The organism is Pseudomonas sp. TH37 (assembly GCF_016650735.1).
In the GTDB taxonomy this organism is placed as follows: Bacteria; Pseudomonadota; Gammaproteobacteria; order Pseudomonadales; family Pseudomonadaceae; genus Aquipseudomonas; species Aquipseudomonas farris.
In genome coordinates this window covers 347,882-374,468 of the sequence record NZ_JAEKFD010000002.1, presented here as the reverse complement: position 1 = coordinate 374,468, position 26,587 = coordinate 347,882, and the positions used below count along the sequence as shown (strand labels likewise).

The following is a 26,587-nucleotide window of genomic DNA, read 5'->3' as shown; positions in this document are numbered from 1 at the left end:
TTTCATCCTTGACTGACGGTGTTTGACCCATCAAACCGTATGCAAGTACCAGTTGTACTCAAGGTCCGAAATGGAGTTTTCGAACTCGGCCAGTTCGCTTTCCTTGCACGCGACGAACACGTCGATGTACAGCGGGTCGATGTAGCGCGCCATGACTTCGCTGTCGTCCAGCTCACGCAAAGCATCGCGCAGGTTGTTCGGCAGGCTTTGCTCGTTCTGCTCGTAGCTGTTGCCTTCCACCGGGGCGCCCGGTTCGATTTCGTTGGTCAGGCCGTGGTGAATACCGGCCAGCACCGACGCCATCAGCAGGTACGGGTTGGCATCGGCACCCGCAACGCGGTGTTCGATGCGCACGGCGTCCGCCGAACCGGTTGGCACGCGTACCGCAACGGTACGGTTGTCGATGCCCCAGCTTGGCGAGTTCGGTACATAGAACTGCGCGCCGAAACGGCGGTACGAGTTGACGTTCGGGCAGAGGAACGCCATCTGCGCCGGCAGGGTCTCGAGCACACCGCCGATCGCGTGACGCAGTGCGGCGTTCTGCTCGGGATCCTCGCTGGCAAAGATGTTGTTGCCTTCTTTGTCGAGAATCGAAATGTGTACGTGCAAACCATTGCCCGCCTGGCCCGGATACGGCTTGGCCATGAAGGTGGTGTCCATCTCGTGGTCGTAGGCGATGTTCTTCACCAGACGCTTGAGCAACACCGCGTAGTCGCAGGCCTTTATAGGGTCGGAGACGTGGTGCAGGTTCACTTCGAATTGCGCCGGGGCGCTTTCCTTGACGATAGCGTCAGCGGGGATGCCCTGCTCTTTCGCGCCTTCGAGGATGTCTTGCAGGCAATCGACGTATTCGTCCAGATCATCGATCAGATACACCTGAGTCGAGTGCGGGCGTTTGCCGGACACCGGCGAGCGTGGCGACTGCGGACGACCGTTCACGTTGTCCTGGTCGATCAGATAGAACTCCAGTTCGAACGCCGCGCAAATGGTCAGGCCCATGTCATCGAACTTGCTCACCACCTGACGCAACACTTCACGCGGGTCAGCGAAGAACGGCTGGCCTTCGAGTTCGTGCATGGTCATTAACAGCTGCGCGGTCGGGCGCTTCTGCCAGGGTTCGATGCTGAGGGTATTGGGGATGGGGAAGCAGATGCGATCCGAGTCGCCGATGTCCAGACCCAGGCCGGTGCTTTCCACCGTAGAACCGTTGATGTCCAGGGCAAACAGTGACGCCGGGAGGTTAATGCCTTTTTCGTAAACCTTATGAAGACTGGTGCGTTCGATGCGCTTGCCGCGCACCACACCGTTCATATCCGCAATCAGAAGGTCGACGTACAAAACCTCAGGATATTTCTTAAGGAATGCGTTTGCTTCGTTGAGTTGAACGGCACGCAGAGGGACCGACATGATGCACCTATTAGCTGTTAATTATTATGTTCACTACCTTGTTGCGAGCCCAGTCAACCCGAACGGCAAAGTGAAGTCAATAGCGAACACTTGACCTCTCAACCTTTATTTACGGGCCTTTTTTGGGGCCATGAGTGCCAGATCAGTCTTGCGCGCCACGTAATTCCTGAAGATCAGACGCCTGGCGTTTAGAATTTTTTACATGAGAGTTGTTAATTAAAATCAACAAGGCTAAGCTCCGGAAAAGCTCGTTCAAGTGTGAAACTTCGAGGTGATAAAAATGGCATTCAAGCCATTGATCGGCGTTACTGCGTGCGTCAAACAGATTGGCCTGCACCCCTACCACGTCAGCGGCGACAAGTATTTGCGCGCTGTCAGCGTCGCGGCTTTGGGGTTGCCCGTGGTCATTCCTTCCTTAGGCGATCTGACCGAAATCGATGACCTGCTCGCGCAGTTCGACGGTCTGTTGCTGACCGGCTCGCCATCAAATGTGGAACCCTTCCACTATCAAGGCCCGGCCAGTGCCCCCGGCACGGATCACGATCCGCAACGGGACGCCACCACCCTGCCCTTATTGCGCGCAGCTATTGCCGCCGGTGTTCCGGTGCTCGGCATCTGCCGGGGCTTTCAGGAAATGAACGTGGCGTTCGGCGGCAGCCTGCATCAGAAGGTGCACGACCTACCCGGCTACCTTGATCATCGCGAAGCGGATCACCCGGACCTGGTTGTGCAATACGCGCCTGCTCATGCGGTCAACGTGCAGCGAGGTGGCGTGTTCGAAGCGCTGGACCTGCCACAGATGTTCCAGGTCAATTCGATTCACAGCCAGGGCATCGACCAGCTCGCTCCCGGCCTGCGCGCTGAAGCTGTCGCGCCAGATGGTTTGATCGAGGCGATCTCCGTCGAGCACAGCAAGGCCTTCGCCGTCGGCGTGCAATGGCACCCGGAATGGCAGGTGCTTTCGAATCCGCCCTATTTGAGTATTTTCCAGGCGTTTGGCGAAGCGTGCCGGCAACGGGCGGCGCTGCGTAATACGCGCTGACTTCAAAAAGTACTCCACGATTTAACTGCCCCCGTGAGTCTGGCGGGCGTGCCTTTGCGCGCCGGTCGCTCACGTAATAGATGAACCGCAATAACAACAAGTACGACCAGGCAGCCAGGATGGCGGTGCCGAATAAGCCCGACTGGTACGGGTCAGTGATTCAAACGCAAACCCCTGTGGGAGCGGGCTTGCCCGCGATGACGGTGTGTCAGTCGACATTATCGTTACCTGACACACCGCTTTCGCGGGCAAGCCCGCTCCCACAGGGATCTTCGTTTGAATTGACTGGCACCGTACGGCTTGGGCTTGCAATCAACTACTAAGTCAGGCCGCGTTGGCCCGACGACTGAAACCTGTTGGGAGTTTCATATGGCAAACGCCTCCAGCATCTACAGGAAGGCTCTTGAAGGTCACCAGGCACCGAAAAAGGTGTTGGTGAAAGTCGACCGCGTCACCAAGAAATTCGACGAAACCACCGCCGTGGACGATGTGTCCCTGGAGATCCATCAAGGGGAAATCTTCGCCCTGCTCGGCGGTTCCGGCTCGGGTAAATCGACGCTGCTGCGCATGCTCGCCGGCTTCGAGCGCCCGACCGAAGGGCGGATTTTGCTCGACGGTGTCGACATCACCGACATGCCACCGTACGAACGGCCGATCAACATGATGTTCCAGTCTTACGCACTGTTCCCGCACATGACGGTGGAGCAGAACATCGCCTTCGGTCTCAAGCAGGACCGCTTGCCCGCCAGCGAAATCGACGCCCGTGTCGAAGAGATGCTGCGGCTGGTGCACATGACCCAGTACGCCAAACGCAAACCCCATCAGTTGTCCGGCGGACAGCGTCAGCGTGTGGCACTGGCGCGCTCCTTGGCCAAGCGGCCGAAGCTGTTGCTGCTCGACGAACCGATGGGTGCACTGGATAAAAAGCTGCGCTCGCAGATGCAACTGGAGTTGGTGCAAATCATCGAGCGGGTCGGCGTGACCTGCGTGATGGTGACCCACGATCAGGAAGAAGCCATGACCATGGCCGAACGCATCGCGATCATGCACTTGGGCTGGATCGCCCAGATCGGCAGCCCGGTCGACATTTATGAAGCACCGGTCAGCCGCATGGTCTGTGAGTTCATCGGCAACGTGAACGCCTTCGACGGCACCGTGGTCGAGGATCTGGAAGGTCACGTGATCATTCACAGCCCGGATCTGCAACAGAAGATCTACGTCGGCCACGGCGTGAGTACTTCGGTGCAGGACAAGTCGATCACCTACGCCATCCGCCCGGAAAAAATGCTGGTCAGCACCCTCAAGCCCGAGACCCGCTACAACTGGTCCGAAGGCAAGGTGCATGACATCGCCTACCTCGGCGGCCACTCGGTGTTTTACGTGGAATTGCCCGGGGGCAAGATCGTCCAGTCGTTCATGGCCAACGCCGAACGCCGTGGCGCACGCCCGACCTGGGACGATCAGGTTTACGTGTGGTGGGAAGACGACAGCGGCGTGGTACTGCGCTCATGAGAACCTTCAATCAGCAGTTCCTGCGCCTGGTGCCCAGCGGCCGCAAACTGGTCATCGGCATTCCGTTCCTGTGGTTGTGCCTGTTTTTCCTGTTGCCGTTCTTCCTGGTGATGAAGATCAGCTTCTCGGAAGCGGCGCTGGCCATTCCTCCCTACTCCGAGATTTACACCTTCGCCGAACAGAAATTTCAGCTGCTGCTGAACATCGGCAACTACTCGCTGCTGACTGAAGATGAGCTGTACATCTCAGCTTACTTCGGCTCATTGAAGGTCGCGTTTTTAAGCACGCTGATGTGCCTGGTGATCGGTTTCCCGATGGCCTACGCGATCACCAAGGCCAACAAGGAAACGCAGAACGTTTTGCTGCTGTTGATCATGATGCCGACCTGGACCGCGATCCTGATTCGCGTCTATGCGTGGATGGGCATTCTCAGCAATAACGGTTTGCTCAATGCGTTCCTGATGTGGACCGGGCTCACGTCGCATCCGATCGAGATCCTCAATACCAACACGGCGGTCTACATTGGGGTTGTTTACGCTTACTTGCCGTTCATGGTGTTGCCGCTGTACGCCAACCTGGTGAAGCACGATCAAAGCCTGCTGGAAGCCGCGTCAGACCTGGGTTCGAGCAACTTCAACAACTTCTGGAAAATCACCGTGCCGCTGGCCAAGAACGGGATCATCGCAGGTTGCATGCTGGTGTTCATTCCGGTGGTCGGTGAGTTCGTGATTCCGGAACTGTTGGGCGGCCCGGAAACGCTGATGATCGGACGCGTGCTGTGGCAGGAGTTCTTCAACAACCGCGACTGGCCGGTGGCATCCGCCCTGGCGGTGGTGATGCTGGCGATTCTGATTGTGCCGATTCTGCTGTTCAACCGCAGCCAGGCTAAAGAGATGGAGGGACGGGGATGAAACGCTTCGGATTTTCAAAGTTCATGCTGATTTTCGGTCTGTCGTTTATCTACCTGCCGATGCTGATTCTGGTGATCTACTCGTTCAACGCCTCGAAACTGGTGACGGTGTGGGGCGGCTGGTCGGTGAAGTGGTACGTCGGCCTGCTCGACAACTCGCAACTGATGGGCTCGGTGGTGCGCTCGCTGGAAATCGCCTGCTACACCGCGATTGCTGCCGTGGCGTTGGGCACCCTCGCCGCTTTCGTGCTCACCCGTGTGACGCGTTTCAAGGGTCGCACGCTGTTTGGTGGTTTGGTGACGGCGCCGTTGGTGATGCCGGAAGTGATTACCGGTCTGTCGCTGTTACTGCTGTTCGTGGCCATGGCGCAGTTGATCGGCTGGCCGCAGGAGCGTGGTTTGGTGACGATCTGGATCGCGCACACCACGTTCTGTGCAGCCTATGTGGCGGTGGTTGTATCGGCGCGTTTACGTGAGCTGGACCTGTCGATTGAAGAAGCGGCCATGGACTTGGGTGCGCGTCCGTTCAAGGTGTTCTTTCTGATCACCATCCCGATGATCGCGCCGTCGCTGGCAGCGGGCGGCATGATGTCGTTTGCCTTGTCGCTGGATGATCTGGTGTTGGCGAGTTTCGTTTCCGGGCCAGGCTCGACGACGTTGCCGATGGAAGTGTTCTCGGCGGTGCGTCTGGGCGTGAAGCCTGAGATCAATGCCGTGGCCAGTCTGATTCTGCTGGCGGTGTCGATCGTCACGTTCATGGTCTGGTACTTCAGCCGCAAGGCCGAAGCCACGCGCAAACGGGCGATCCAGGAAGCGATGGACCAGACCGCCAGCGAGTCTTGGCAGCAACCGAAAAACCAGCGGGTTGAAGCGACGGCCTAGTGCTGCGGTGCAGTTAACTGAACACCATCCTGTGGTGAGGGGGTTTACCCCCGTTGGGTCGCGAAGCGGCCCCCAAACCTGCAACCGAGGTGTATCAAGCACACCCAATTCGCTGGTTTTACGACTGCTTCGCAGTCGAACGGGGGCAAGCCCCCTCGCCACAAAAAGCTCCCTCGCCACAGGTTTTGTGTTTACTGCACTTTTGCTTTGCGTATTTGAATAAAAAAGAAAATGGAGTTGTACCGATGAAAATGTTTGGCAGGAATCTGCTGACACTGTCCTTATTGGGCGCTATGGCTACCGGTGCCCAGGCCAATGACAAGGTATTGCGCGTCTACAACTGGTCGGATTACATCGCCCCGGACACGGTCAAGAAGTTCGAAGACGAGACCGGCATTCGCGTGACCTACGATGTGTTCGACAGTAATGAAACCCTTGAGGCACGCTTGCTGGCCGGTAAATCCGGCTACGACATTGTGGTGCCCTCCAACAGTTTCCTGGCCAAGCAGATCAAGGCTGGCGTCTATCAGCCGCTGGATAAATCGAAGCTGCCGAACTGGAAAAACCTCAACCCGGTGCTGCTGAAAAACGCCTCTGCCAGCGACCCTGACAATGGCCACGCTTTCCCGTACATGTGGGGTTCGATCGGCATCGGTTACAACCCGGCCAAGGTCAAGGAAGTGCTGGGCACTGATGCGCCGGTGAACTCTTGGGACCTGCTGTTCAAACCGGAAAACGCCGCGAAGCTCAAAGCCTGTGGCATCAGCTTTCTTGATTCACCGACGGAAATGCTTCCGGCCGCCCTGCACTATCTGGGCTACCCGGTGAACTCTCAGGACAAGGCGCAGATCGCTGAAGCCGAAGCGCTGTTCATGAAGATTCGCCCATCGGTGGCTTATTTCCATTCGTCGAAGTACATCTCCGATCTGGCCAACGGCAACATCTGCGTCGCTGTCGGTTACTCCGGCGACGTGCTGCAAGCCAAGGCCCGCGCCAAGGAAGCCGGCGACAAGGTGAAGATCGAATACAGCATCCCGAAAGAAGGTGCCGGCAGCTTTTACGACATGGTTGCCATCCCACGGGATGCGGCCAACGTCGACAACGCCTACCTGTTCATGAACTTCCTGATGCGCCCGGACATCATTGCCGAAGTCACCAACAGCGTTGGCTACAGCAACGCCAATGCGGCGGCCACACCATTGGTGGATGAAGCGATTCGCGACGACCCGGGTTCGTATCCTCCACAAGCGGTGATGGCGACGCTGTATGCGATTCCTGACATGCCGATCGGTATTCAGCGGGTGATGACCCGGGGCTGGACGCGGGTGAAGCTCGGTAAGTGATTCACTCGGCATCACTGTTCAACCTGACATCGCTATCGCGAGCAGGCTCGCTCCCACAGGAGTCCGTGGTGGAGCGCAGATTTGTTGATGACGCCGTTCCCCTGTGGGAGCGAGCCTGCTCGCGATGAGGCCATCACATCCAACATCAATCTGATCGTTCCCACGCTCTGCGTGGGAATGTCTCCACGGACGCTCCGCGTTCGGCTCTGGAAGGGGACGCGGAGCGTCCCGGGCTGCATTCCCACGCAGGGCGTGGGAACGATCAGTGGCAAGGTTTCAACCATTTTCCGTTCACGCAGCGCCTTACCACCGCTGCACTCCTCTGAAGAAGAACGGCTTCACCTGGCTTCCTCGGTTAAGGTGAATTTCGGGCGCCCTCGGGCGCCTTTTTTTGTGTAGAAATCAGCGGCCATTCGGCCAGCGCCCGGTACCGACCTTTATGGGATTCGAACAAGGTGAAGCGGTCGGCGCGCAGGAAAAATTCTGGTGGCGTAGCGGATTCGGGGACTGGTGACCGGTAGTCGCGCATCAGGGTTAAATGCGGGCGAAATTCCCGACGGGTGTCTTCAAAGCCAAACGGCAACATGGCCTGCTCCAGCGCATACACCAACCGCAACAATTGCGGTTCTGCTTGCTCGGGCGCCAGCAACAAAACCCCGGAGCGACGCCAGACTTCCAGTCGATCAAGCACAACCGTCAACGGCATGCCGGGCAGCTGGACATTGGCGGCGGCCTCGCAGACGCCTGCTATCTGCGCCATCCCCACCGTGCCGAGAAACAGCAGCGTCAGATGAAAGTTTTCCGCCGGCACCGGGCGCCCGACATTGAGCTCCAGCGCGTTGCGCCATTGGGCAATGGCCCGGCGTTGTTCGGGGGCGCAGTTCAGGGCGAAGAACAGCCGTTTGAACGGCACACGGGTTTCATCGCTCATGTCTGCCACCTCAAGGCTTCGGGGACCCTTTGATTTTACAAAGGGATACCACACCAGCAAGTGCATTTCTGGCACCTCCCGGCATGCGCGTTATAGTTGAAGCAACCGAATCGACGGGAGGACGCCATGCGTCAGATCATCAGCAAAGAGCCATGGTGGGCCGTGCCACCGAAACCCGGCCAGGATGAGTCCGAGCTGGAATGGGGCTGGCTGGTTCACTACAACGAAGGCGAGCCGCGCTTCGAGTTCATCAAGGAGCGCCCCTCGGACAGCGAGATTCGTAACCGCAAGAGTTGCAGGACCGCCCCGACGCCGGAGTGATCCTGCGGCTCCCGTCAGGCTTTCACGATCATATCGAAACCGCCAAAAATCATGCGCTGACCGTCAAACGGCATTGGATTGACGTCGGGTTGCATCCGCGGATCGCTCATGAGTTTCGCCATCCCGGCGTCACGGGTGGCCTTGTCCGGCCAGACGATCCAGGAAAACACCACGGTTTCGTCTTCCTTGAGTTTTACCGCCATGGGAAACGAGGTCACTTTGCCATCGGGTACGTCGTCTCCCCAGCATTCGGCGAGGCTGAGTGCGCCGCTTTCCTTGAAGATCGCGGCAGCGGATTGCGCGTGTTGCTTGAATTTTTCGCGGTTGGCGGTGGGTACTGCCGCGACGAAGCCATCAACGTAAGCCATGATCGTTCTCCTTGGGTTATGGGGTGATCCGCTGGATAGTCGAATCAGCGTGGCTCCAATCGACAGATCCCGCGTTCTGATCGACCGACGGCTCGACTCGCTGTTCAACTGACTGATCGACTGGCTGTTCAACTGACTGATCGACTGGCTGCTCAACTGACTGCTCGACTGACTGTTCGATGGTGGCGGCCAGGCTGCCCTCGATCTGCCTGGCCATGTACAGCGTTCCAGCCATGACGCCGGTTGCGGGGTTATCCACCAGCTTCACCCATGCCTTGTCGAACGAATTGCCCAGGCTGCTGCGAATCAGTGCCTCGCTATCGGGCCGGTCGTTAGCCTGAATAATCGCGCGCACCCCCGCCACCCCCACGGAAATCAACGCCCCGGCCGCCTTCCCCGCCACTGCCGCCACGGCACTGGCCGCGCCTCGGGGGCCATTTCGGCTTGTATTCGTCGGCTGGCACGCTTGGCCACTGGCGCCATGCCGGCATCCGTCGAAGCAATGCCCTTCTCGCCGCCCGCCGTGTGGATCTTCTCGATCAGCGCCTGGTAGGCCGGCAATTTGCTCAGTTCGGCATGCACCACCTGATATAGCGAAGCGTCACGGGCGCTTGGCGGGCCCAGCGAAATAGCCGGGATTTTCTGAACGCGACCGTTGAGCTGCGCCATTGGCACGCCATGACGTTTGGAAATAACTTCGAGTTGCTGCCCCATCAGTTGCACATAAAACTCTGTCGCCTGGCCGAGGACCGCGTCGGGATCGATCTCCACCGCCACCGGTTCCAGTACTCGCCGGTGATATTGCTCCAGCAGATAGGCCGCCAGGCGTTTGGTCGTCGCATCCTGCTCGTCTCCGGCATTGATGGTGTACCAACTGACTTTCATCGACAGCCATTCCTGGGTCCAGTAGCTGCTGAACCACGGAATGAAGACTTCTTCGGTTTGCTGATAAACCCGGGTGCGCCAATGCTCCATGGACCCGCGGGCGTAGACCCTGGCCTGTTCGGTGGCCTGTTGCGAAGCAGCGACAATCTCTCGGTCCACCTGCTGCCAGGTGCTCTGGGACACCACTACTGGCACCACGATTACCGGGGCACGCGTGGGCGCGGCGCATCCCGCCAATATCACTAACACAGCGACGATCAGCGAACGCAGGTTCAAGATCGCGGTGTCCTACAGTCCTCGTCGAACGGAGTGTTCGACGCTAAAGAGCGTGCTGATTTGAGTATAGGTCGGGGCCGGGCTCCGTCCGTCAGATGAATGGATGATGCCCTCGAGGACGCCTTCGCGAGCAGGCTCGCTCCCACAGGGGAATGCATTCAAATGTAGGAGCTGGCGCAGCCTGCGATGTTTTCGGGGCCATCGGAGAGCAAGATCAAAAGATCGCAGCCTTCGCCAGCTCCTATAGATCGCCATCATCATTCACATCAATATTCACCATCGCCGTGAATGCCTTCCGCAAAAAAACCGTCAGGTGCAGCATTAACCTCATCCCCATTTTCAACCCCGCACCGGAGGGGCAAACCATGTTGATCCATCTCCTGACCTGCCTGGCCCTGACGGCCGTCACCCTGACCTTGTTTTCCCGCTTGGTGCTGGATATCGGTCAAACCGAGGAGCCGAAATCATGATCCATTCTGTCAGCCTCGCCGTGAGCTTTCCGCTATTCGGCACCAACTACTATTCGCAGCAGGTCGTGTCTCGCAAAGCAGTCGCGCTAGTATTCGACGAGCAATTCGAGGCCTTGCTGATGCCGGCAGCGGCCAACCACTTCAGTAACGAAGTGGTCGGGCTCAACGATCAGTTCCGCTTTTTGAATGATGTGCTGGTTGAGCATTTGCTGGAGACTGAAATGGCTCAGCATCCGTCACGGGCGGGACAAGCGTTCACCTTCTGACATGCTCGCGCCCCTCTTGCTAACTGGTACTCAGGATCCGCACCGGGCCTTGGCGATTGAGAACTTCGATCATGACGTTTTCTCCCGAGCGCCGGAGCATTAAGTCCACGGATTCAGCACCCACTGCCAAACGCCGCAAGGCGATGGTGTCCAGAAATGCCGGGAGCACCGGTTCGTCGAACAGGATGTTGAGTTTCCTCGGCCTGAAGCTCAGCCCCAGGCACGACTGAATCATCGACAACGGCGCAGCGGCGGCCCAGGCCTGGGGCATGCAGGCGACTGGATAGAACGTTGGCCCTTGGGTGCGTTGCCGGGCAAAGCCGCAAAACAGTTCGGGCAGGCGCCGCAGATCGATGTAGGTCGACGCGGCGAACAGGCCTTCGAAAATCCGCGCCGCGTCCCGACGGTAACCGTAGCGGGCGAAACCGGCAGCGATCAGCGCATTGTCGTGGGGCCAGACGGAGCCGTTGTGATAGCTCATCGGGTTATAGCGAACCTGGGAGGACGCGACGGTGCGCACGCCCCAGCCGGAAAAGGATGAGCGGTCCATAAGGGCGTCGACGACCGATGCCGCGCGTTCCGGGTAAGCGATGCCGGCGAACAGGGCATGACCGGCATTGGAGGTACGGATTCGACAGGGTTTCTTGTTGCCGTCCAAGGCCAATACATAAGTGCCCAGTTCTTCGTCGAAGAAGCGGGAATCGAATTCTTCACGCAAGCGTTGAGCCTTGTATTTCAGGCGCTGAGCCCGCTCCGGATCACCCAGCCGACGAGCGATTTTGGCCGCACCAGTCCAGGCGCCATACACATAGGCCTGAACCTCGACAATCGCAATCGGGCCCACGGCCAGTTGCCCATCGGCATGGAAAACCGAATCGTGACTGTCTTTCCAACCCTGGTTAATCAGCCCCTCGGCGGACTGCCGGCCATACTCGACAAAACCATCGCCATCGCGGTCGCCGTACTCCTCGATCCAGGTCAGCGCCGCCTCAATATTCGGCCAGAGCTGACGCACTGTGCCCAAATCATTGGTGCGCTCCAGGTACGCGGCGGCCAGCATGACGAACAACGGCGTGGAATCGATGCTGCCGTAGTAACGTCGGAACGGCACCTCGCCCAATTCGGCCATTTCCCCCAGCCTTATCTCGTGCAGGATTTTACCGGGCTCGGAATCGGCGTGGGCGTCGACGATGGTTGCCTGGTTGGCGGCCAGATGCCCGAGCACGCCTTTGGCAATACCGGGATCAAACCACAGCATCTCCCATGCCGTGATCAGCGCATCTCGTCCGAAAACGGTGCTGAACCATGGAATGCCAGCGTAGGGATATAGCCCCTCGCGGGTTTTGGTCATGAGCATGTAGAGGTCGGAAACGCTGCGGCTGACCGCCTCGTTGAACACATCGTGGGAGCTCACCACAGAGGCCGCCCGCGAAGAGAACGTGCGTAACTCGCGTCGGGAATCGCGCAATGAAATGAAGAACCCGTGGCGCACCGTAAACGGCGGATTTTGCACGCCGCAATTAATGTCCATGAACAGCGACTGGCTTTCCCCCGGGGCCAGCCGAACCTCGAACAACGCCGAATCGCAGGTCAGGCTGGCCGGCACCGGGGCGAAACGCAGGCGGGTCATGCGCCGTTTGTGGTCCAGACCGGTGTAGGAAAGCACCACCTCTTCATCGGTAATCTCTGCCCGGTGCCCTTCGCCGCGTTGCGGACGCCGGGCGCCGCGAACCTCGAACAGGTCTTTAAAGTCGGCCGCGAACTGGATTCTCAATTGCAGATGCTGGGGCGAATCGTCGAAATTGCGCAGGGTCAGCCGTTCATAACAGGAGCCATTCCACAAGAATCGTGAGCGGCGCAGATGGATCAAATCGTGGTGCAGGATTTTTTCACCATGGGCGTCGAACAGATCCGGGTTGGTCAGGTCGCACGTGAGCATCGCGTTATCGTCACGCAGCGTCGAACTGAGCAACAGCGGCCGCGCGCCGTTAAGCGTCAGGTAGAGCCCGGAAAGGTGTCGGGTATCGGTATGGAAAATCCCTTGCGGGCTGTCGTCCGCAAACAGCACGTCGCCATTGGGATCGAACACCGCGAAGGTGTCGTTGTTTTTCAGGTTGCGCAAGCGCAGCTCTTGCAGCGACGCGGTGGCTGGAATATCAAAGGGCGTGGAGGGATGGCCATAGGTGTTGCCCGCCGTCAGGTGGCGATACAACTCCAGATAGTTGTTGGTCATGCGCTCGACCGTGAACCGTTCGTCGAACCTGGCCCGCACCCTGCGCCGATCCAGCTCTGCCAACCGCTGCACCGCCGCGACCGCCCCTGCGACGCCATCGACGATGTAACCGGACACGCCCTCGTCGATCACTTCCGGCACCGAGCCCTGACCAAACGCAATCACCGGCGTGCCGCAAGCCATGGCTTCGATCATGACCAGACCGAACGGCTCGGGCCAGTCGATGGGAAAGATCAAGGCGCGAGCATTGCCCAGCAAGTCTGCCTTTTGCGATTCATCGATCTCGCCGAGAAATTCGACATTCGGATGGGCGGCGATCATCGGTGCGATGACTTCTTCCCAATACACCTGATCAGCCCTGTCGACCTTAGCCGCGATCTTCAATGACAGCCCCGCCTTCAAGGCAATCTCGATGGCCCGGTCCGGGCGCTTTTCAGGAGAGATACGCCCCAGAAACACCAGATAGTCGCCGCTCGGTTCAGGGTTGAAGGCCAGCAGATCACTCGGAATGCCGTGATAGACATTGCCCACCCAATTGACGTCACCCTTCACCGGGGTGCGTTGCGCCTTGGACACCGAGACCAGCGGCACCTCGGGAAAGTGAGGGTAAAAGGATTGGTAGTCCGCAATGTCCAGACGCCCGTGAAGCGTGGTCACGCTGCGCCCGGCCAAGTGCCGAATCAAAGGAAAATGGAAGATATCGACATGAAAATGCATCACGTCGAATTGATCCGCCTGACGCAGGACCTGATCGAGCATCAGAATGTGATGAGGCGCCCCGTCCTTGATGCGTGGATCGAACCGCAGGGCCTGGGGCGCACCTGGTTCCAGGCGTGCCGAGGTTTGCGAATCGCCACTGGCGAAGAGTGTGACATCGTGTCCCTGTCGTACTAACTCTTCGGTCAGGTAAGACACAATCCGCTCAGTGCCACCGTACAAACGGGGCGGACAACGTTCGGTAAGCGGCGCGATCTGAGCGATCCTCATGGAGAGGCCCTCCGTCATGGGGTCGAAGGATAAAGGCTTCCTGCGTCTCGGCGTTTCTGTTCGCTGAGGTCTGGCGGCCCTGTCCTCGATTGACGGTGCGCCTGCTGCAACAGTTCCATCCGGTAATACGCCCCGGGTACTCAGCGGTCGCCGCTCTCCAGACTTCTGAGCAACTGGCCCAGACCGTCTGCAAAACAGGTCGGCTCCGTGCACCGAAAACGTTCAAGCAAACGCTGGTTATCGGCCCGGGAATGGCGGATGTCACCGGAGCGCGGGGCAGCGTAATTCAACGCCAGAGGCCGGCCCAGCAGCGTACTCAACGTGGCCGCCAGCTCGTTGATGCTGGTGGAGCGGTTGAAACCGACGTTGACCGGTTCGCCGCTCGGCTCCGATTCTTTCACCGCCTGTACCAGGACCTTTACAAGGTCCTCTACGTAGACGAAATCCCGGGTCTGTTCACCGTCCCCGTACACCGTGACGGGCAGGTGCTTCTGCGCTCTTTCGCTGAAGATACTGATGACCCCGGAGTAAGGCGATGATGGGTCTTGGCGCGGTCCGTAAATGTTGAAGAAGCGCAAGATCACTGGCTCCAGACCATGCTGGCGGCGGTAAAAATCAAAGAAATGCTCACTGGCCAGTTTGTCCGAGGCATAGGGCGTCAACGGGGCTTTGGGCGTGTCTTCGGTGATGGCCGAGCCTTCGCCGTTGTTGCCATAGATGGCGGCGCTGGAGGCGAACACCACCCTTCTCAGGCCGGCCTGTCGCATGGCCTCGCAGATATTCAGCGTCCCGATGAAGTTGCTTTGATGGGTGGCGATCGGGTCTTCGACCGACGCCTGAACCGAGGCGACCGCGGCCAGATGCACCACCGCGCTGCAATCTTTCAGGGCGCGCTCCACTGTCGGCGCATCCGCGACATCCCCGACTGTCAGGCTCAAATGCGCCCGATCCACCGGCAGATTCGCCAGTTTGCCGGTTGAAAGATCATCCAGTACCCGCACGCCATAGCCGTTTTCAAGCAAGGCTTCGACCAGGTGCGAACCAATGAAGCCCGCGCCACCCGTCACAAGAATTCGATCAGCAGACATGGCAAATTCACTCTGGAGTAGTGGTTGTAGGTCGATCCATCGCGACGAACTCCTCGACTTTTTCCATCAACGCCCGACCGGCACTGAACATCTCTTGCCAATCGGTGGGGAAGCGAACATTCAACGGCAGTTGATCGATTCGCCAGCGCGACGGCAGTGGGTCATCAAACCGGGCGGCGACCTGCAAGCCCATTTCACTGGCAGCAAACGGCCCGCGCAGCACCGTCGGCGTGCGCCCGGCGCTGTCTACCGCCTGAACCACGTGAGCCGCCAACCATTGGCCATCCGGCATGCGCACGCGCAGCGGCTGACCGATAGCGGCGTAACTGATATTGAGCGGTTCCAGATAAATCCATAGCAGCGGGTCCTCCAGCCGCTCCAGGCGCATCAACAGCGTGCCGGCACCGACGTTTTCGCCCGGAGTCACCAGCACTTCCGCGATCCGGCCGCTCTGCCCGGCCTTGATCGACAATGCGGCGAGACGCGTCTTCAACCACTGCTGTTCGGCGTTCTGCTGAATGATCTCGCGCTCAACGCTTTGGGTGGGCTGACGCGCCAGTTGCTCGCGGCGTTCAAACGCCAACAAGTCCGCTCGAAACCCGTCGAGCTCCGACTGCGCTGCCAGCACCTCGCCGCGAGCTGCCGCGCCTCGTTCAACCAAATACTCCAATTCCTGGATCTTTTGTTCCGCCCTGCCGATTCGGGTCTTGAGCAACTGACGCTCGCGGCCGCCCAGTTGGGCAGTGCCTTTTCCGGTGCCCGTCGCTTTGGTCGGCATGGCGGCCAGTTGCGCCAGTCGGGCCCGCCATTCCGGGTTGTCCAGAGTGACCAGCATTTGATCGGCCTGGACTTGCTCACCGGCCTTTGCAAACAGCTGATCGACCCGGCCGGCATCGCGCGCGCGCACCTCGTAAATCGGCAGGCGCAATTGCGCCGGCGCGTCGATCATCAGCATGCTGTATGCCAGCTTTCCACCCAGCCAGATCAAGGGGCTGGCGACCAGCAACAGAATCAAATACCAGCGCGCGCGAAACGCCATGCGCTTGCTCGGTGCGTACAGCACGCTCAAGCCCTGTTCCTGGGCGGGGTTCAATTCTTTGCGACTATCGAAACGAATTTTCATGACGGCTCACCGTTTGGGGAAGTCTCGCCAGGCCTGCCAGTCGATACCGGCAACCCCCCGCGGTTGCAATTGTTCGCGCCAGGCGCTGGCCTGGTGTTTCAACTGGTCAGTCGATGCACCCGCCCAGCTTTCCGTGGCTGGCAATTCGGGTTCTGTGCTTTGGGCCAAACGAAATTGCAGCGCCGGCCAGCGCTTGGCGATCTGCTCCGTCATGCGTGCGCTGTTTTGCGGGTTGCGGGTGTAGATCATCAGGCTGACCTGACGCACGCCGGCCTCGGGAAGTGCGCAAGGCACACAGGTTTGCCCAGGTTTCGGTTCAGCGAACCAACGATGATGGCTGGATATTTCCACGGGCCATGGGCTCTCGCTGGACGCCATGCGCAAGGTATCGAGCCAGTTTTTCAGGCGTTGATCAGGGACGGGCATGCCCAGTTGTTCGACCTCGAGGTCCAGATGCAGGCTGCTGAATGCAAGCCCCTTTAATTTCTTCAATAAATCGCTGAGCTGGTGACGGTCCGTCGGTTCGATCCAGCTCGAATCGCCGAGCAACAGACTCACTTGCAGATCTTCTCGGGCCGCGTCCTGAAGCAGTTGCTCCAGCCGTCGGCGAGTCGTGACCAAGTCATTGACCTGTGCAGCCTTGAGGCCGAGGTAGATCTTGTCCATCCCGGCCTTGCGCAGCGCCTGAAGCTCCGCCTCGCGCCGATCGGGATCGAGCAACGCTTCGCTGTCCCAGACATAACTGGCCTGGGACCATTTGCCCGAACTCGTCCCCGCCTCTGCCCCTGCTTTCGGCGCTGCCGCTGATGTGGACGCCAGCAAGAAACGCAGTTGCCGCAGGTCGGCCTCGCCGGTGCGAAACATGGGGTCCGATTGCTGCTTGTCGATCAAATCCTGAAGGGGCAGCGGTTGTGCAACGAGCGCCGCAGGGGGCAGCGACAGTGTCAAGGCTAGAAGTACGGATCGCATATCAAAACCTCGTGGCTCGTTTAAGAACCCACCACGGCGCCATCGAGGTCTCTTCATGGCCTCGACGAAACACCTCGTTGAGCATGGCCACTGCGCTCCAGCACCGAATGAGTAGCATGAACAGAGGGAAGACAGGCACCAACAACCCCAGGGTCACGTCCTGTCGAGGTCGGTCGGACACCATCGACAACATGGCGCCGAACAGCAGCATGGTGATCATCAGGTACAGCAGGTAGATCAGCGCAAACAGAAACAACAGCGTCTTGCCCGGCAGAATGAATAGCGCCAGCAAGGTGTAGATGAAGATGATGAACGGCAGCACCAACTGAAAAAAGAAGCCACTGACCAGGATCATCAGGAAGGTTCTCCAACCCAGTAAATCCGGGTTGATGTTGTGGTTGTGCTTTCTGACGTACAGAAAAAACAGATCGCCGTCCCAGCGCAAACGCTGCATCAGAAACTGCCTGAGCGTCGCGGGTGCATCGGTATGCCCGATCGCTTCCGGCTCGAAGGGAATCCTCAAGTCATGTCGCTTGAAGTAACTTTTGATGCGCAGCGTCAGGTCCAGATCTTCCGCGGTATGGGTGTTCCAACCGCCGATTTTCACCAGGAAACTGCGACGGAAAGCGCCAAAGGCACCCGAGACGTTATTCACCAGGTTCCATTCCGCCAGGCCGATTTTCGACATGTGAATCGACAACACGTATTCCAGCGCCTGCATCGCGGTGACCCAGGAGCCCCAGACATTGCGCACCCGCAGGCTGCCAGCGACCGCAGGTACCGAGGGGTCTTCGAAATTGCGCACGATGGCACTGACCATGTTGTTGTCGAAGGACGTATCACCGTCGAGCGCCATGACGATGTCGCCGCTGGCATGGGACAAACCGGCGTTCAATGACGACACCCGTCCGCCCCTTTGCCATTTGGCGATCGGGCGCAAATGACGCCGGGGGTACAACAGCGGGTCCACGTTGAAACGGCGAACGGCGCTGAGCGTCGGTTGATTCATCGTGGCGCCGTCCACCACCGGGATCATCTCGATGTGGCCGGGGTAGGTCTGCTCGCACAGGCTTAACAGCGTGGTCTGGACATCCATTCCTTCGCTGTAGCAGGTAATGATGCAAGAGACCTTGGGCCGATAGAGGCTGGTCTTCGGCACGCTGCTGCGCCGACGGGCAAACCAGCGCAATACGCCGAGCAGCACCATGATTGTCAGCGGCAATTCAAACACCAGAAACAACGGGAAGAGCATGTAGAACAACCGGCTCAAACCGTCCGTCCCCATGATCGCACTGAGCATGCTATAGAGTTGCTCCATCAACGGGCTCATGGCTTAAATCAACTCACTGGCAAGACGGGCCAGCAACAGCTCACCGTCTTCTTTCTCGAGCAAATCCCCGGGGGCCGTGAAACTGACGACACGCAGGGAAATGTCACTGACCTCCGGCGCGGAAAACAATTCGGCGACCCGGCTCAAGCGCTGGGCGACGAACTCCAGCCCTTTGCCATCCGTGTGCGGCAGCATGATCCAGAAGAACTCTTCGGTGCTTCGCGAGCAGCGATCGGTTTCCCTGACGGATTCCTTCAGCCGATCCGTCAGGCTATCGATGAAGGCATGCCCGCGGTGCTCACCAAGACGCGCCAGCGTACCGGCCAGGTTGACGAAGCGCAGGCCGATCAACGAGAACGCCGGCTGCTTGTAACGACGCACCACCTGAAGCTGCCAGGTCAAAAGCTCGAAGAAATCCTTGCCGCCCAATAAATTGAGGCGGCCGAAATGGTCGATCGATCGATCGTTGAAATCCTGGCGACAACGAAACCGCCCCGCTTCCGTCAGATGAAAGTCTCGAACTTCGCGTATGCGCAGCTTGTCGGGCGCGTGTGACAAACCGCAATCCAGGCAACGCGCCTGCACATCGGCGTCGACAAAAAACGCCTGGCATGAGCGGCAGCGGTAGTTTTCCAAAGGGCGATCGTAGTCACTGCCAATGTGCCGCAAACGGTTCAGACAGTTGGGGCAGAGCAACACGCCATCCTTGAGAAACGACTCCTGATGGCCCACGTGACCACAGGTGAAGCAGTGCAATGAAGGTTGCCGTGAAATGTCCATCGCCTGGCATTCGGCGCACACATCAATGTAATTGAGGCGCCCCGAGCCACAGTCCGAACACAGACGTACCCGATCGACCAGCACGCCCTCTTCCAGCCAGTCGTGCTGCACCATCAGACTGAGCCAGACAAACGGGTTGACCTGCTCGGCATCCGCCAGTGCTTCGAGCAGCGGATAGCGATAATGCTGGGGGACTTCGGGGTCGCGCAGGGCATACACATGGGCGTCGGCACGCAACCACAGCCACGACAGCACCCGACTTTCAAACCGCTCGGGCGCAGACCCCTGCCGGAACAGGTTGAAGCGTTCTCGCCAGATCTCCCAGAGCATTTTAATTTCGCTTGTTTCGGCAGGGCATGTGCCATCACCCAGCGCTTCACACCAGCTGTCCAGGTCTCGACAGCAGTAAACGAGCTGATAGCGATATGCCGGCGTCGAGCGCAATTTACGCAACACTCGCCCGGCATAAGCCGCTGGCATATCAAGCAATAGAACATCGAATACAGGCGCAGCCAATAAACTGCTTAGATCCGAAAAGTGTTCAAGTTCCGGGATATTAGAACTGGCAACCCTATTACCGAAAACTGCAATACGAGGATTTGGAGTCGACATGATGCACTCCCCCTAAGAAGCATCCAAGTGTGATCCAACACAAGACTACCAACACTAGCACTCCGCCAGAAAAATGCCCGACTAATTACCGGGTTATTTTTTGACACTACCACTGCCAAAATATCGCCACAAAACAGGATGACTCGGAATTATCAATAACATAAAACACTAATCAAATAACCAAAATAATATCATTGAAATTCAATAAATTACGACTATAAAAAGCCAAACAAAAAGGCCATTTGTATGAATATACAGCGCTATTCAACCGCGCCTTAATGCGTCTTGTTATCAGACAAAAACACCTGCCAATTTGCAGGCACATTGCAATAATATCGATACTATCCAGGATCAAATAAGTTCAACGCAACTCGTCGGAAAAACAACTACTGCGCGCACACCCCAAGTGTTACATCAACTTTACATTAGCGGCTTATCGACATCATTCAATTAGAACACTCTATAAATTTTATGAATTCTTTTCGAGGGCATTTAATTGAGCGCTTCGATGAAACAACCGTCGCCGGAACCAGACAACCAATAACGTGAAGAACGCACCTGCCACTGCCAGTGCCATGTCGGCCTGAGAGTCCCATGGGTCATTTTGTGCAGCGACAAATGCCTTCGCCGTGTCTTTTCCCAGGAACTGCCCACCTATCCATTCCACGATTTCAGCGCTGCGACGATCAAAAGAAACACGATCAACAGCGCCAGGTCGTATCGCGGATGTTCTTTCGGTTGCATGGCTTGAGCCCTCAAAAGGTCTCGCTCGGCCACTGTAGATTAGTTCCATTCGCGCACCGCGGTACGACCCGAGACTTGCGCCGCAAAGGCTTATTCAGGCCGGCGCACTGCCCTCACCTTTCCGCTGTTGCCGCCGCCACAGAAAAACCGGTCGTGGCCATCGAACTCAAGTCCCGACACGCCGACGCCAGCCGGCATCTGGACGCTCTCCAACACCTCGCCCGTGGCTGGGTCGACTCGCCGCAACTCGCTCTCGTCACCTTCCCATGTGCCGTGCCATAGATCGCCCTCGACCCAGGTCACCCCGGTGACGAAGCGGTTGGATTCGAGGGTGCGCAGCACTGCCCCGGTCTGGGGATCGACCTGATGAATCTTGCGCTCGCGATATTCGCCGACCCAGAGCGTCCCTTCGGCCCATGCAAGCCCCGAATCACCACCGCCGCCGGGCGCGGGGATGGTGGAGAGCACACGCCCGGTCTGCGGGTCGATTCTCTGGATGCGATCCTCGGCAATCTGAAACAGGTGTTGACCGTCGAAGGCTGTACCGGCATGGGCGGCGACATCGATCGAGCGCAGCGTCTTGCCGCTCGCAGGATCGAGGGCGTTGAGTTTGTCGCCGGAGGCAAACCAGACCTGCTGACCGTCATGGGTGACGCCGTGCACGCTGTCGACGCCTGGAAAAGGTCCGTATTCGCGGATGATTTCAGCTGTTGAATGTTTCATGTCTTGCTCCTCGTTCACTGACTGCATTCACTGGGTTGGTGAAGTGGATGCTAGTCATTGGGCAGCAACCCTGTGAGTAACAATACCGTCGCGAATCCCGGAACCGGCGGGGTCATCCAGCGACGGGCGCGGCCATGACCGAATGACTGCACCTTGCCGACAGCCGCCAGCGTGTCGAGGGCTCGTTGCACGGTGCGCTGACTGGCGCCAAGCGCCAATGCCAGGGCCGAACTCGACCACGATTCGCCGTCGGCGAGGAAGGCGAGCAGCGTCGCATGCTGCTCTTCGACAGGCCGCGCCAGCACCACGACGTCACGCGCAACGTGCGGCACCAGCGCAAACCCTCGCGGGGTCGCGACGACATCGGCGATCAGGTGCAGCGCCGCGCGCAACCGCCCGAGTTCGACGCGCAACCGCGCGCGATGGGAGTCATCCGCGAACTTCATCCGAAAGGCGCGCGCAATCAGCGTCTCCCTCGGCACGTCAGCGGGCCACGCTTCGCCCAACGCCCGGGCGAGCGCGAATAGCACCGGCCGCCGGGCGAGTGAAACCGCCGAGCCTGCGTCGCGCACGACATACCGGCAGGCGTCGACGACCAGTGTGGGGGATGCCAATAACGCTTCAATTTCATCGAGCAGCAGCGGCTGTTCCCGGCCGCCGACAATCAGCCGCGCCGCCGGTGTGTCGAGGATGCGGGCGGCGCTTTCGACCTCTGCCGTCAACGCGGGGATAGCGGCGTGTTGTGCGGCACGCTCGGCCCGTTCGAGTGCAGCGCGCGCCGCTTTTGTTTGCAGGCGACGCATTGCGATGCCGGCTACGACCAGTTCGTAGGCTGCTCTCGATGCGGGTGGTAACGGCGTCGGATCAAGCTCGGCGAGCCGGTGTTCGGCCTCGTCGAGGTGCCCGATCAGCAGCAAGCGGCGGATCTCGAGGTACCGCGCATGGGCGGCGTTGACCCAGTCGCCGTGCGCCTGAAGCGTCGCACGAGCGGCGTCGAGTGCCTTGGTTGGCCAGTTCAGATCCCGCGAGGCGAGCGCGATCTCGGCCTCGGCCTCGGCGACGACACACCGCGCCCGGGCCAACGCCTCTTTCGGCCCGAAAGCACGTGCGGCGCTGCGCACCAGCGCCTTCGCGCGCACAAGGTCGCCCAACTGCGCCATCGCGATGCCGCGAAGCGCGAGGGCTGGCGCGTCGTCGCGCAAGGCGATGCGGTTCAGCGCGCCAAGGGGATCACCCACCGCAAGCGCACGGGCCGCCGCCGTGATCAGCGAATCCATCTGAAGCGCGCCACCTGTCACCCCTACCGTTCGATGCCCGCTGATCAGTCTATCTCACGACCGCATAGCCGCACGCCGATCCGCTATGGGGAGCGCTTACTTGATCCGGTAGTGAAAGGTATTGCGCACGGCCGGCACTGCCACCGCGTGGCCGTCGACGATTCTCGGCTGGTAACGAAAGGTGTTGGCGGCGGCCAGCGACGGACGCATGAACAACGGATGGCAACCGTCCAGCACCTTGGGGTTCTCGATTTTGCCTTGGGGATTGACGGTGTATTCCACGGTGCAATCGCCTTCGATGTTTTTATCCAGTGCCCGTTGCGGATAGTCCGGCGCGTCCTTGCTCAGGGGCAGGTATTGGCGGCTGTCGGCAGCTACTTGGGTGGCCTGCTGACGCGCGCGTTCGGCGGCCAGGCGCGATTGTTCGGCGCGTTGGGCCTGCTCTTGGGCCTGGCGTTGCTGCTCGAGGTCATGAGTGCGTTTTTCTGTCTCCTGACGCTGGCGTTGTTGCTCGGCCTGAAGTTCGCGTTTTTTGTCTTCGACGCGTTTGCGCGCAAGAACGGCCTGTTCAAGTTTTTGCGCCTGGATCTGCGGATCGATCGCAGGTTTGACGGGCTGGATGGGCGCCTCGGCCACTGGCTCCGGTAGCGGCGTCGGCGCCGCTACCGGTTCAGTCGCCTGTGGCTGCGGCGCCGGTGGCAGCATCACCAGTTGCGTTCTCAACACCGCCGGCTGTTCGACCGGTGGTTTCTCCAGCGACCAGCCGTGCACCAACAACGCCAGCACAATGGCATGCAGCCCTACCGCCAGGCTCGCCGCCAGACTGTTTTTCCAGAACCCGCTGCGGGCAGCATCCCGCAACGTCATGGATGGACTGGGCATGATCATCGCCGTCATTGCGGGGCCTCGGTCACCAGCCCGAGGTTGCTCACACCGCCCTGCTGCAACGCCGCCATGGCTGCGACCACACTGCCGTAACCGGCGTCCTTGTCGGCGCGAATGTAAACCTGAGTGTCACGGCGTTCGGCAACTATCTGCGCGACCTTGGCGCGCATCTCATCGAGCGCCACCGCACTGTCGGTCTGGTGCTGCGTATCCAGTTCACCGCCGAGGTTCCAGTAATAACCACCCTCGGCCTTCACCGACAGGGTAAGGATTTGCTGGCGAGTATCGGTGGCCAACGCTTCACTGGCGATCTTGGGCAGTTCGATCTTCACGCCCTGGGTCAGCATCGGCGCGGTGACCATGAAAATCACCAGCAGCACCAGCATCACGTCGATGTACGGCACCACGTTCATTTCGGCCTTGGGCCCGTGCTTGCGTTGCGGTCTGACGAGCATCTGTATTCTCCTCTCAGGCTGCGACGGCCAGGTTCATCGGCGTGCCATGCAAGGTGCGATGCAAGCGCACCTGCAATTCATTGCCGAAGGCGTAGTAGCGAGTCAGCAGGGTTTGGCTGTGCGCCGAAAAGCGGTTGTAGGCGATCACTGCCGGGATGGCGGCAAACAGGCCGATGGCCGTGGCGATCAGCGCTTCGGCGATGCCCGGGGCCACGGTGGACAGCGTCGCCTGCTGCACCTGGGACAGGCCGAGGAAGGAATTCATGATCCCCCACACCGTGCCGAACAGGCCGATATAGGGGCTAACGGAACCGACCGTGGCGAGGAACTGCAAGCCCTTCTCCAGGCGGACTTCTTGCTCGCTGATGGCGACGTACAACGCCCGTTCAACGCCTTCGAGCACCACGTCGGCCGCATTGCCCGAGTGCTGTTTGAGGTGGCTGAATTCCTGAAACCCTGCGTGGAAAATCGGCTCGACACCGGCTTCGCTGTCAGTGCTCTGTGCGGTTTCGCGGTACAGCGGCAACAGGTCCGCAGTGCTGCGAAAGCGCTGCATGAAGTTGTTCAGTTGCCGCTCGCGACGTTGCAGCACGCCGCTGCGCTGGATGATCAGGTACCAGCTGAGCACCGACGCCAACAACAGGATGAGCATGACGGCTTTGACCAGCAGGCTGGCATCACTGATCAGGCCCCAGATGGTCATGTGTTCCAGTGTCGCTTGCATGGTGAAACTCCTTGTCTGGCGCTCTCGGGCTGTCGATGCGCGACGGCCGTTGAGCTATTCGATGAAATAGTGATGACAGGTTGATGACTGGCCGGGTCAGGGCAATTTCAACGCTTTGGTGACCTCGGCCCAGGGCACGAATTTGAAGTTCTGGGTTTGCTCGGGCATGCGTTTGCGGCCGTCCTGCACCACCAGCATGCCGTGGCTCCAGGGACCGCCGAGGTTGGCCGAGGTGACTTCCAGGCCATCGGTTTCCGAAGCGCCGTCGATCCCCGCCGCCGCGTTCAGCCCGACGCGGAATGCGCCGCGAGACGCGAACGGCGGTTCAGCATCGAGCACCACATAGCTGTCGTTGCCCTGGCTGGAGATCACTAAATAGTCCTGCGCCGCGCTTTGATAGAGCGCCAGCCCTTCCACATCCGCCTGCAACTGCGCACCGACTTTGATCACGCTGCTGAGCGTCGCCGGTTGATCGGCGCGGGCGTCCACCGCCCAGACGCCGACGTCCTCTTCACCGAGAAACAGGCGCTGGTGCTGGTCGTCGGCAACACAGCCTTCGGGCTGGCTGTCGACCTTGAACTGGCGCACCAGCTCGCCCTGTACGTTGCCGTTCGGCGCGCTCAAGCGGTATTGCAGGAAGGTGCCGTCCTTGCCGTTGGCGATCGCGTAGATTTCGCCGCTGGCCGGTTGAAACAGGCAGAGGCCGTAGATGTCCTTGAGCGGCGTGGGAATCTCACCGGCTTCGCGCAACTCACCGCTAGTGCGGTCGATGCTGAACAGGCTGAGGCTGTTGTGATCGCGATTGCTCGCCACCGCGAGGTCGACGGTCTGCTGACCGAGCTTGAAGTTCGGCCGTATATCGACGTTGTTCAGTCGCCCCACCGGCAACTCCTGTAGCAGCTTGCCTTGCAGGTCGTACGCCATCAGCCCCTGCTTTTTATTGGTGCCCAGCACCCGACTCAGGGCTGCTTGCTGCGGATGAATCCAGATCGCCGGATCATCCGCGGCATCGCCCTGGCGCCCTACCGGGTCGCTTTGGCTGATTGCTTTTACGTTCGGCAGCACCGGCGCCAAGGGCACCGGCGTGGCTTGCCAGTCGAGTTCGCCCTGATACAGACGACCGTCGTCATCGTCGCGCAGCAGTACTTGCAAGCCTTTGGCCGTCGGGCGCAGAGCGAGGTTTTCCGGCTCGTTCAAGCCTGGCAACGCCAAGGTGGCCTGAGCCGTCCAGCGTTCGCCCTGCTGCTGATAGAGATGCAGTTGTGCAGCTTTCGGATCGAGTGCGACGATGCCACCCGGCACCAGGGCCATCGTACCCGCTGCCTGTTTGATCTCGCCGAACGGTTCGCGCATGGCCACCGGTGTGCGCGTCACATCGGCTTCGGCATGCGCCGGGTAGGCCCACCAACCGACATTCTCCTCATTGACCACCAATTGATTGGCCGCATCGTCGACCTGACAGAACTGTGCCGACGGCGGCAGCGGCAGACCGCGCACCCGTTGCGGTTGCGGGTTCAAAGTGGCGCCGTTGCCCACCAGCCATTGCTCACCCTTGCCCTCCTCGCCCACCAGAAACAGGAACAGATTGCTGGCTTCGTCGCGGTACAGGCACAGGCCGTTCACCGGGTAATCCCGCGTCGGCAGATACACCGGTTGCCCCCAACTGCGCTTGGCCGGATCGAGGCTGACCAGCAACGCTTGTTGACGGGCGTTGTCGAGGCTAGCCACCAAGACGTGTTGGTCGGCGGCGCGGCTGTCGAGGCTACTGAACGAACCTTTCAGGCGTGCCAGCTCTTTGCCTTGCGCGTCGAGCAGCAGCAAGCCGTCACGCTCGCTGGCGGCCAGGCGTTCGGGGCCGAGGTCGGCGGGCAAAAACGCCACCGCGTCGACCGCCAGGTTCGGTGCCCAGGGTGTGAGGCTCAGGTTCGGCGCGGCCGCCATGGCCTGGCCGATGGTCAAGCTGATCAGGGTGGTCAGCAGACCGTGTTTGGGTAACCACGAAATACTCATGAACAGGCAAAGTCCTTGTCGTGCATCCATCACG

General features: G+C 59.6%; 22 protein-coding genes and 2 pseudogenes. 7 read left to right on the top strand and 17 right to left on the bottom strand.

What is annotated here, in order from left to right; genetic code table 11:
* Positions 1-30: 30 nt before the first annotated feature.
* Positions 31-1,407: a glutamine synthetase family protein gene (locus JFU11_RS06795; RefSeq protein ID WP_050681361.1), complete on the bottom strand. Its 1,377-nt coding sequence runs from the start codon at positions 1,405-1,407 to the stop codon at positions 31-33.
* 280 nt (positions 1,408-1,687) lie between these two features.
* On the opposite strand from JFU11_RS06795, the gene JFU11_RS06790 reads away from it, so the two are divergent.
* The 5 genes from JFU11_RS06790 (at position 1,688) to JFU11_RS06770 (ending at position 7,096) form a co-directional block, all read left to right on the top strand.
* Entirely contained in the window at positions 1,688-2,449 is a 762-nt protein-coding gene (locus JFU11_RS06790) for a gamma-glutamyl-gamma-aminobutyrate hydrolase family protein (RefSeq protein ID WP_201060161.1), read from the top strand.
* A gap of 369 nt (positions 2,450-2,818) precedes the next feature.
* Entirely contained in the window at positions 2,819-3,961 is a 1,143-nt protein-coding gene (gene potA / locus JFU11_RS06785) for a polyamine ABC transporter ATP-binding protein (protein ID WP_201060160.1), read from the top strand.
* 29 nt (positions 3,962-3,990) lie between these two features.
* Positions 3,991-4,872 carry an ABC transporter permease subunit gene (locus tag JFU11_RS06780; protein WP_187326436.1) on the top strand — a complete coding sequence of 294 codons (882 nt, stop codon included), beginning with the start codon at positions 3,991-3,993 and terminating at the stop codon, positions 4,870-4,872.
* The gene (locus JFU11_RS06775) at positions 4,869-5,753 is read left to right on the top strand and encodes an ABC transporter permease subunit (RefSeq protein ID WP_030128946.1); all 885 of its coding nucleotides are present in this window, start codon (positions 4,869-4,871) and stop codon (positions 5,751-5,753) included. Before JFU11_RS06780 ends, JFU11_RS06775 begins: the two co-directional genes overlap by 4 nt.
* A gap of 245 nt (positions 5,754-5,998) precedes the next feature.
* A complete protein-coding gene (locus tag JFU11_RS06770; RefSeq protein WP_201060159.1) occupies positions 5,999-7,096 on the top strand; it encodes a polyamine ABC transporter substrate-binding protein in 1,098 nt (365 codons plus the stop codon).
* A gap of 355 nt (positions 7,097-7,451) precedes the next feature.
* On the opposite strand, the gene thpR is transcribed toward JFU11_RS06770, so the two are convergent.
* Positions 7,452-8,027 (bottom strand): RNA 2',3'-cyclic phosphodiesterase, encoded by a 576-nt coding sequence (thpR, locus tag JFU11_RS06765; protein WP_123721228.1) that lies wholly within the window; start codon positions 8,025-8,027, stop codon positions 7,452-7,454.
* A 126-nt stretch (positions 8,028-8,153) separates the two neighbouring features.
* Between thpR and JFU11_RS06760 the strand changes: the two genes are divergently transcribed.
* On the top strand, positions 8,154-8,348 hold the full coding sequence (locus JFU11_RS06760) for a hypothetical protein (RefSeq protein ID WP_030128949.1): 195 nt from the start codon (positions 8,154-8,156) through the stop codon (positions 8,346-8,348).
* 14 nt (positions 8,349-8,362) lie between these two features.
* Here the strand turns inward: JFU11_RS06760 and JFU11_RS06755 are convergent, their stop codons facing one another.
* Positions 8,363-8,716: a DUF1428 domain-containing protein gene (locus tag JFU11_RS06755; RefSeq protein ID WP_052963031.1), complete on the bottom strand. Its 354-nt coding sequence runs from the start codon at positions 8,714-8,716 to the stop codon at positions 8,363-8,365.
* A gap of 16 nt (positions 8,717-8,732) precedes the next feature.
* A pseudogene (locus JFU11_RS06750) lies at positions 8,733-9,877 on the bottom strand (hypothetical protein).
* A gap of 466 nt (positions 9,878-10,343) precedes the next feature.
* Here JFU11_RS06750 and JFU11_RS06745 point away from each other — a divergent pair.
* Positions 10,344-10,613: a hypothetical protein gene (locus tag JFU11_RS06745; protein ID WP_201060156.1), complete on the top strand. Its 270-nt coding sequence runs from the start codon at positions 10,344-10,346 to the stop codon at positions 10,611-10,613.
* Between the two features lie 19 nt (positions 10,614-10,632).
* Here JFU11_RS06745 and JFU11_RS06740 read toward each other — a convergent pair whose 3' ends face one another.
* The 13 genes and pseudogenes from JFU11_RS06740 to JFU11_RS06680 all read right to left on the bottom strand — a co-directional run bounded on the left by JFU11_RS06740 (position 10,633) and on the right by JFU11_RS06680 (position 26,553).
* A complete protein-coding gene (locus JFU11_RS06740; protein ID WP_187326428.1) occupies positions 10,633-13,833 on the bottom strand; it encodes a glycogen debranching N-terminal domain-containing protein in 3,201 nt (1,066 codons plus the stop codon).
* Positions 13,834-13,973: 140 nt separating this feature from the next.
* A complete protein-coding gene (locus JFU11_RS06735) occupies positions 13,974-14,921 on the bottom strand; it encodes an NAD-dependent epimerase/dehydratase family protein (RefSeq protein ID WP_201060155.1) in 948 nt (315 codons plus the stop codon).
* Between the two features lie 7 nt (positions 14,922-14,928).
* The gene (locus tag JFU11_RS06730) at positions 14,929-16,044 is read right to left on the bottom strand and encodes an efflux RND transporter periplasmic adaptor subunit (protein ID WP_123721222.1); all 1,116 of its coding nucleotides are present in this window, start codon (positions 16,042-16,044) and stop codon (positions 14,929-14,931) included.
* Positions 16,045-16,050: 6 nt separating this feature from the next.
* Positions 16,051-17,013 (bottom strand): hypothetical protein, encoded by a 963-nt coding sequence (locus tag JFU11_RS06725; RefSeq protein WP_201060154.1) that lies wholly within the window; start codon positions 17,011-17,013, stop codon positions 16,051-16,053.
* 1 nt (position 17,014) lies between these two features.
* The gene (locus tag JFU11_RS06720) at positions 17,015-18,331 is read right to left on the bottom strand and encodes a glycosyltransferase (protein ID WP_201060153.1); all 1,317 of its coding nucleotides are present in this window, start codon (positions 18,329-18,331) and stop codon (positions 17,015-17,017) included.
* Between the two features lie 15 nt (positions 18,332-18,346).
* Entirely contained in the window at positions 18,347-19,453 is a 1,107-nt protein-coding gene (locus JFU11_RS06715; protein WP_201060152.1) for a diguanylate cyclase, read from the bottom strand.
* A 751-nt stretch (positions 19,454-20,204) separates the two neighbouring features.
* A pseudogene (locus JFU11_RS06710) lies at positions 20,205-20,408 on the bottom strand (DUF2238 domain-containing protein); the annotation flags it as partial.
* Between the two features lie 161 nt (positions 20,409-20,569).
* The gene (locus JFU11_RS06705) at positions 20,570-21,202 is read right to left on the bottom strand and encodes a PQQ-binding-like beta-propeller repeat protein (RefSeq protein WP_201060150.1); all 633 of its coding nucleotides are present in this window, start codon (positions 21,200-21,202) and stop codon (positions 20,570-20,572) included.
* A gap of 50 nt (positions 21,203-21,252) precedes the next feature.
* Positions 21,253-22,479: a hypothetical protein gene (locus JFU11_RS06700; protein WP_201060149.1), complete on the bottom strand. Its 1,227-nt coding sequence runs from the start codon at positions 22,477-22,479 to the stop codon at positions 21,253-21,255.
* 96 nt (positions 22,480-22,575) lie between these two features.
* A complete protein-coding gene (locus tag JFU11_RS06695) occupies positions 22,576-23,376 on the bottom strand; it encodes an energy transducer TonB (protein WP_201121245.1) in 801 nt (266 codons plus the stop codon).
* Positions 23,373-23,819: a protein TolR gene (tolR, locus tag JFU11_RS06690; RefSeq protein ID WP_123721215.1), complete on the bottom strand. Its 447-nt coding sequence runs from the start codon at positions 23,817-23,819 to the stop codon at positions 23,373-23,375. Before tolR ends, JFU11_RS06695 begins: the two co-directional genes overlap by 4 nt.
* A 13-nt stretch (positions 23,820-23,832) precedes the next feature.
* Positions 23,833-24,543 (bottom strand): protein TolQ, encoded by a 711-nt coding sequence (gene tolQ, locus JFU11_RS06685; protein ID WP_123721214.1) that lies wholly within the window; start codon positions 24,541-24,543, stop codon positions 23,833-23,835.
* Between the two features lie 96 nt (positions 24,544-24,639).
* Positions 24,640-26,553: a phytase gene (locus JFU11_RS06680; RefSeq protein ID WP_201060147.1), complete on the bottom strand. Its 1,914-nt coding sequence runs from the start codon at positions 26,551-26,553 to the stop codon at positions 24,640-24,642.
* Positions 26,554-26,587: the final 34 nt, after the last annotated feature.

What these genes read in the sequence shown, in the direction of transcription:
- JFU11_RS06705 (WP_201060150.1), bottom strand. Translation starts at nt 21,202, where the DNA reads ATGAAACATTCAACAGCTGAAATCATCCGCGAATACGGACCTTTTCCA.
- JFU11_RS06680 (WP_201060147.1), bottom strand. Translation starts at nt 26,553, where the DNA reads ATGAGTATTTCGTGGTTACCCAAACACGGTCTGCTGACCACCCTGATC.
- JFU11_RS06725 (WP_201060154.1), bottom strand. Translation starts at nt 17,013, where the DNA reads ATGCGATCCGTACTTCTAGCCTTGACACTGTCGCTGCCCCCTGCGGCG.
- tolR (WP_123721215.1), bottom strand. Translation starts at nt 23,819, where the DNA reads ATGCTCGTCAGACCGCAACGCAAGCACGGGCCCAAGGCCGAAATGAAC.
- JFU11_RS06740 (WP_187326428.1), bottom strand. Translation starts at nt 13,833, where the DNA reads ATGAGGATCGCTCAGATCGCGCCGCTTACCGAACGTTGTCCGCCCCGT.
- JFU11_RS06730 (WP_123721222.1), bottom strand. Translation starts at nt 16,044, where the DNA reads ATGAAAATTCGTTTCGATAGTCGCAAAGAATTGAACCCCGCCCAGGAA.
- JFU11_RS06720 (WP_201060153.1), bottom strand. Translation starts at nt 18,331, where the DNA reads ATGGAGCAACTCTATAGCATGCTCAGTGCGATCATGGGGACGGACGGT.
- potA (WP_201060160.1), top strand. Translation starts at nt 2,819, where the DNA reads ATGGCAAACGCCTCCAGCATCTACAGGAAGGCTCTTGAAGGTCACCAG.
- thpR (WP_123721228.1), bottom strand. Translation starts at nt 8,027, where the DNA reads ATGAGCGATGAAACCCGTGTGCCGTTCAAACGGCTGTTCTTCGCCCTG.
- JFU11_RS06790 (WP_201060161.1), top strand. Translation starts at nt 1,688, where the DNA reads ATGGCATTCAAGCCATTGATCGGCGTTACTGCGTGCGTCAAACAGATT.
- tolQ (WP_123721214.1), bottom strand. Translation starts at nt 24,543, where the DNA reads ATGCAAGCGACACTGGAACACATGACCATCTGGGGCCTGATCAGTGAT.
- JFU11_RS06755 (WP_052963031.1), bottom strand. Translation starts at nt 8,716, where the DNA reads ATGGCTTACGTTGATGGCTTCGTCGCGGCAGTACCCACCGCCAACCGC.
- JFU11_RS06735 (WP_201060155.1), bottom strand. Translation starts at nt 14,921, where the DNA reads ATGTCTGCTGATCGAATTCTTGTGACGGGTGGCGCGGGCTTCATTGGT.
- JFU11_RS06770 (WP_201060159.1), top strand. Translation starts at nt 5,999, where the DNA reads ATGAAAATGTTTGGCAGGAATCTGCTGACACTGTCCTTATTGGGCGCT.
- JFU11_RS06795 (WP_050681361.1), bottom strand. Translation starts at nt 1,407, where the DNA reads ATGTCGGTCCCTCTGCGTGCCGTTCAACTCAACGAAGCAAACGCATTC.
- JFU11_RS06760 (WP_030128949.1), top strand. Translation starts at nt 8,154, where the DNA reads ATGCGTCAGATCATCAGCAAAGAGCCATGGTGGGCCGTGCCACCGAAA.
- JFU11_RS06715 (WP_201060152.1), bottom strand. Translation starts at nt 19,453, where the DNA reads ATGCTCTGGGAGATCTGGCGAGAACGCTTCAACCTGTTCCGGCAGGGG.
- JFU11_RS06700 (WP_201060149.1), bottom strand. Translation starts at nt 22,479, where the DNA reads ATGGATTCGCTGATCACGGCGGCGGCCCGTGCGCTTGCGGTGGGTGAT.
- JFU11_RS06745 (WP_201060156.1), top strand. Translation starts at nt 10,344, where the DNA reads ATGATCCATTCTGTCAGCCTCGCCGTGAGCTTTCCGCTATTCGGCACC.
- JFU11_RS06775 (WP_030128946.1), top strand. Translation starts at nt 4,869, where the DNA reads ATGAAACGCTTCGGATTTTCAAAGTTCATGCTGATTTTCGGTCTGTCG.
- JFU11_RS06695 (WP_201121245.1), bottom strand. Translation starts at nt 23,376, where the DNA reads ATGACGGCGATGATCATGCCCAGTCCATCCATGACGTTGCGGGATGCT.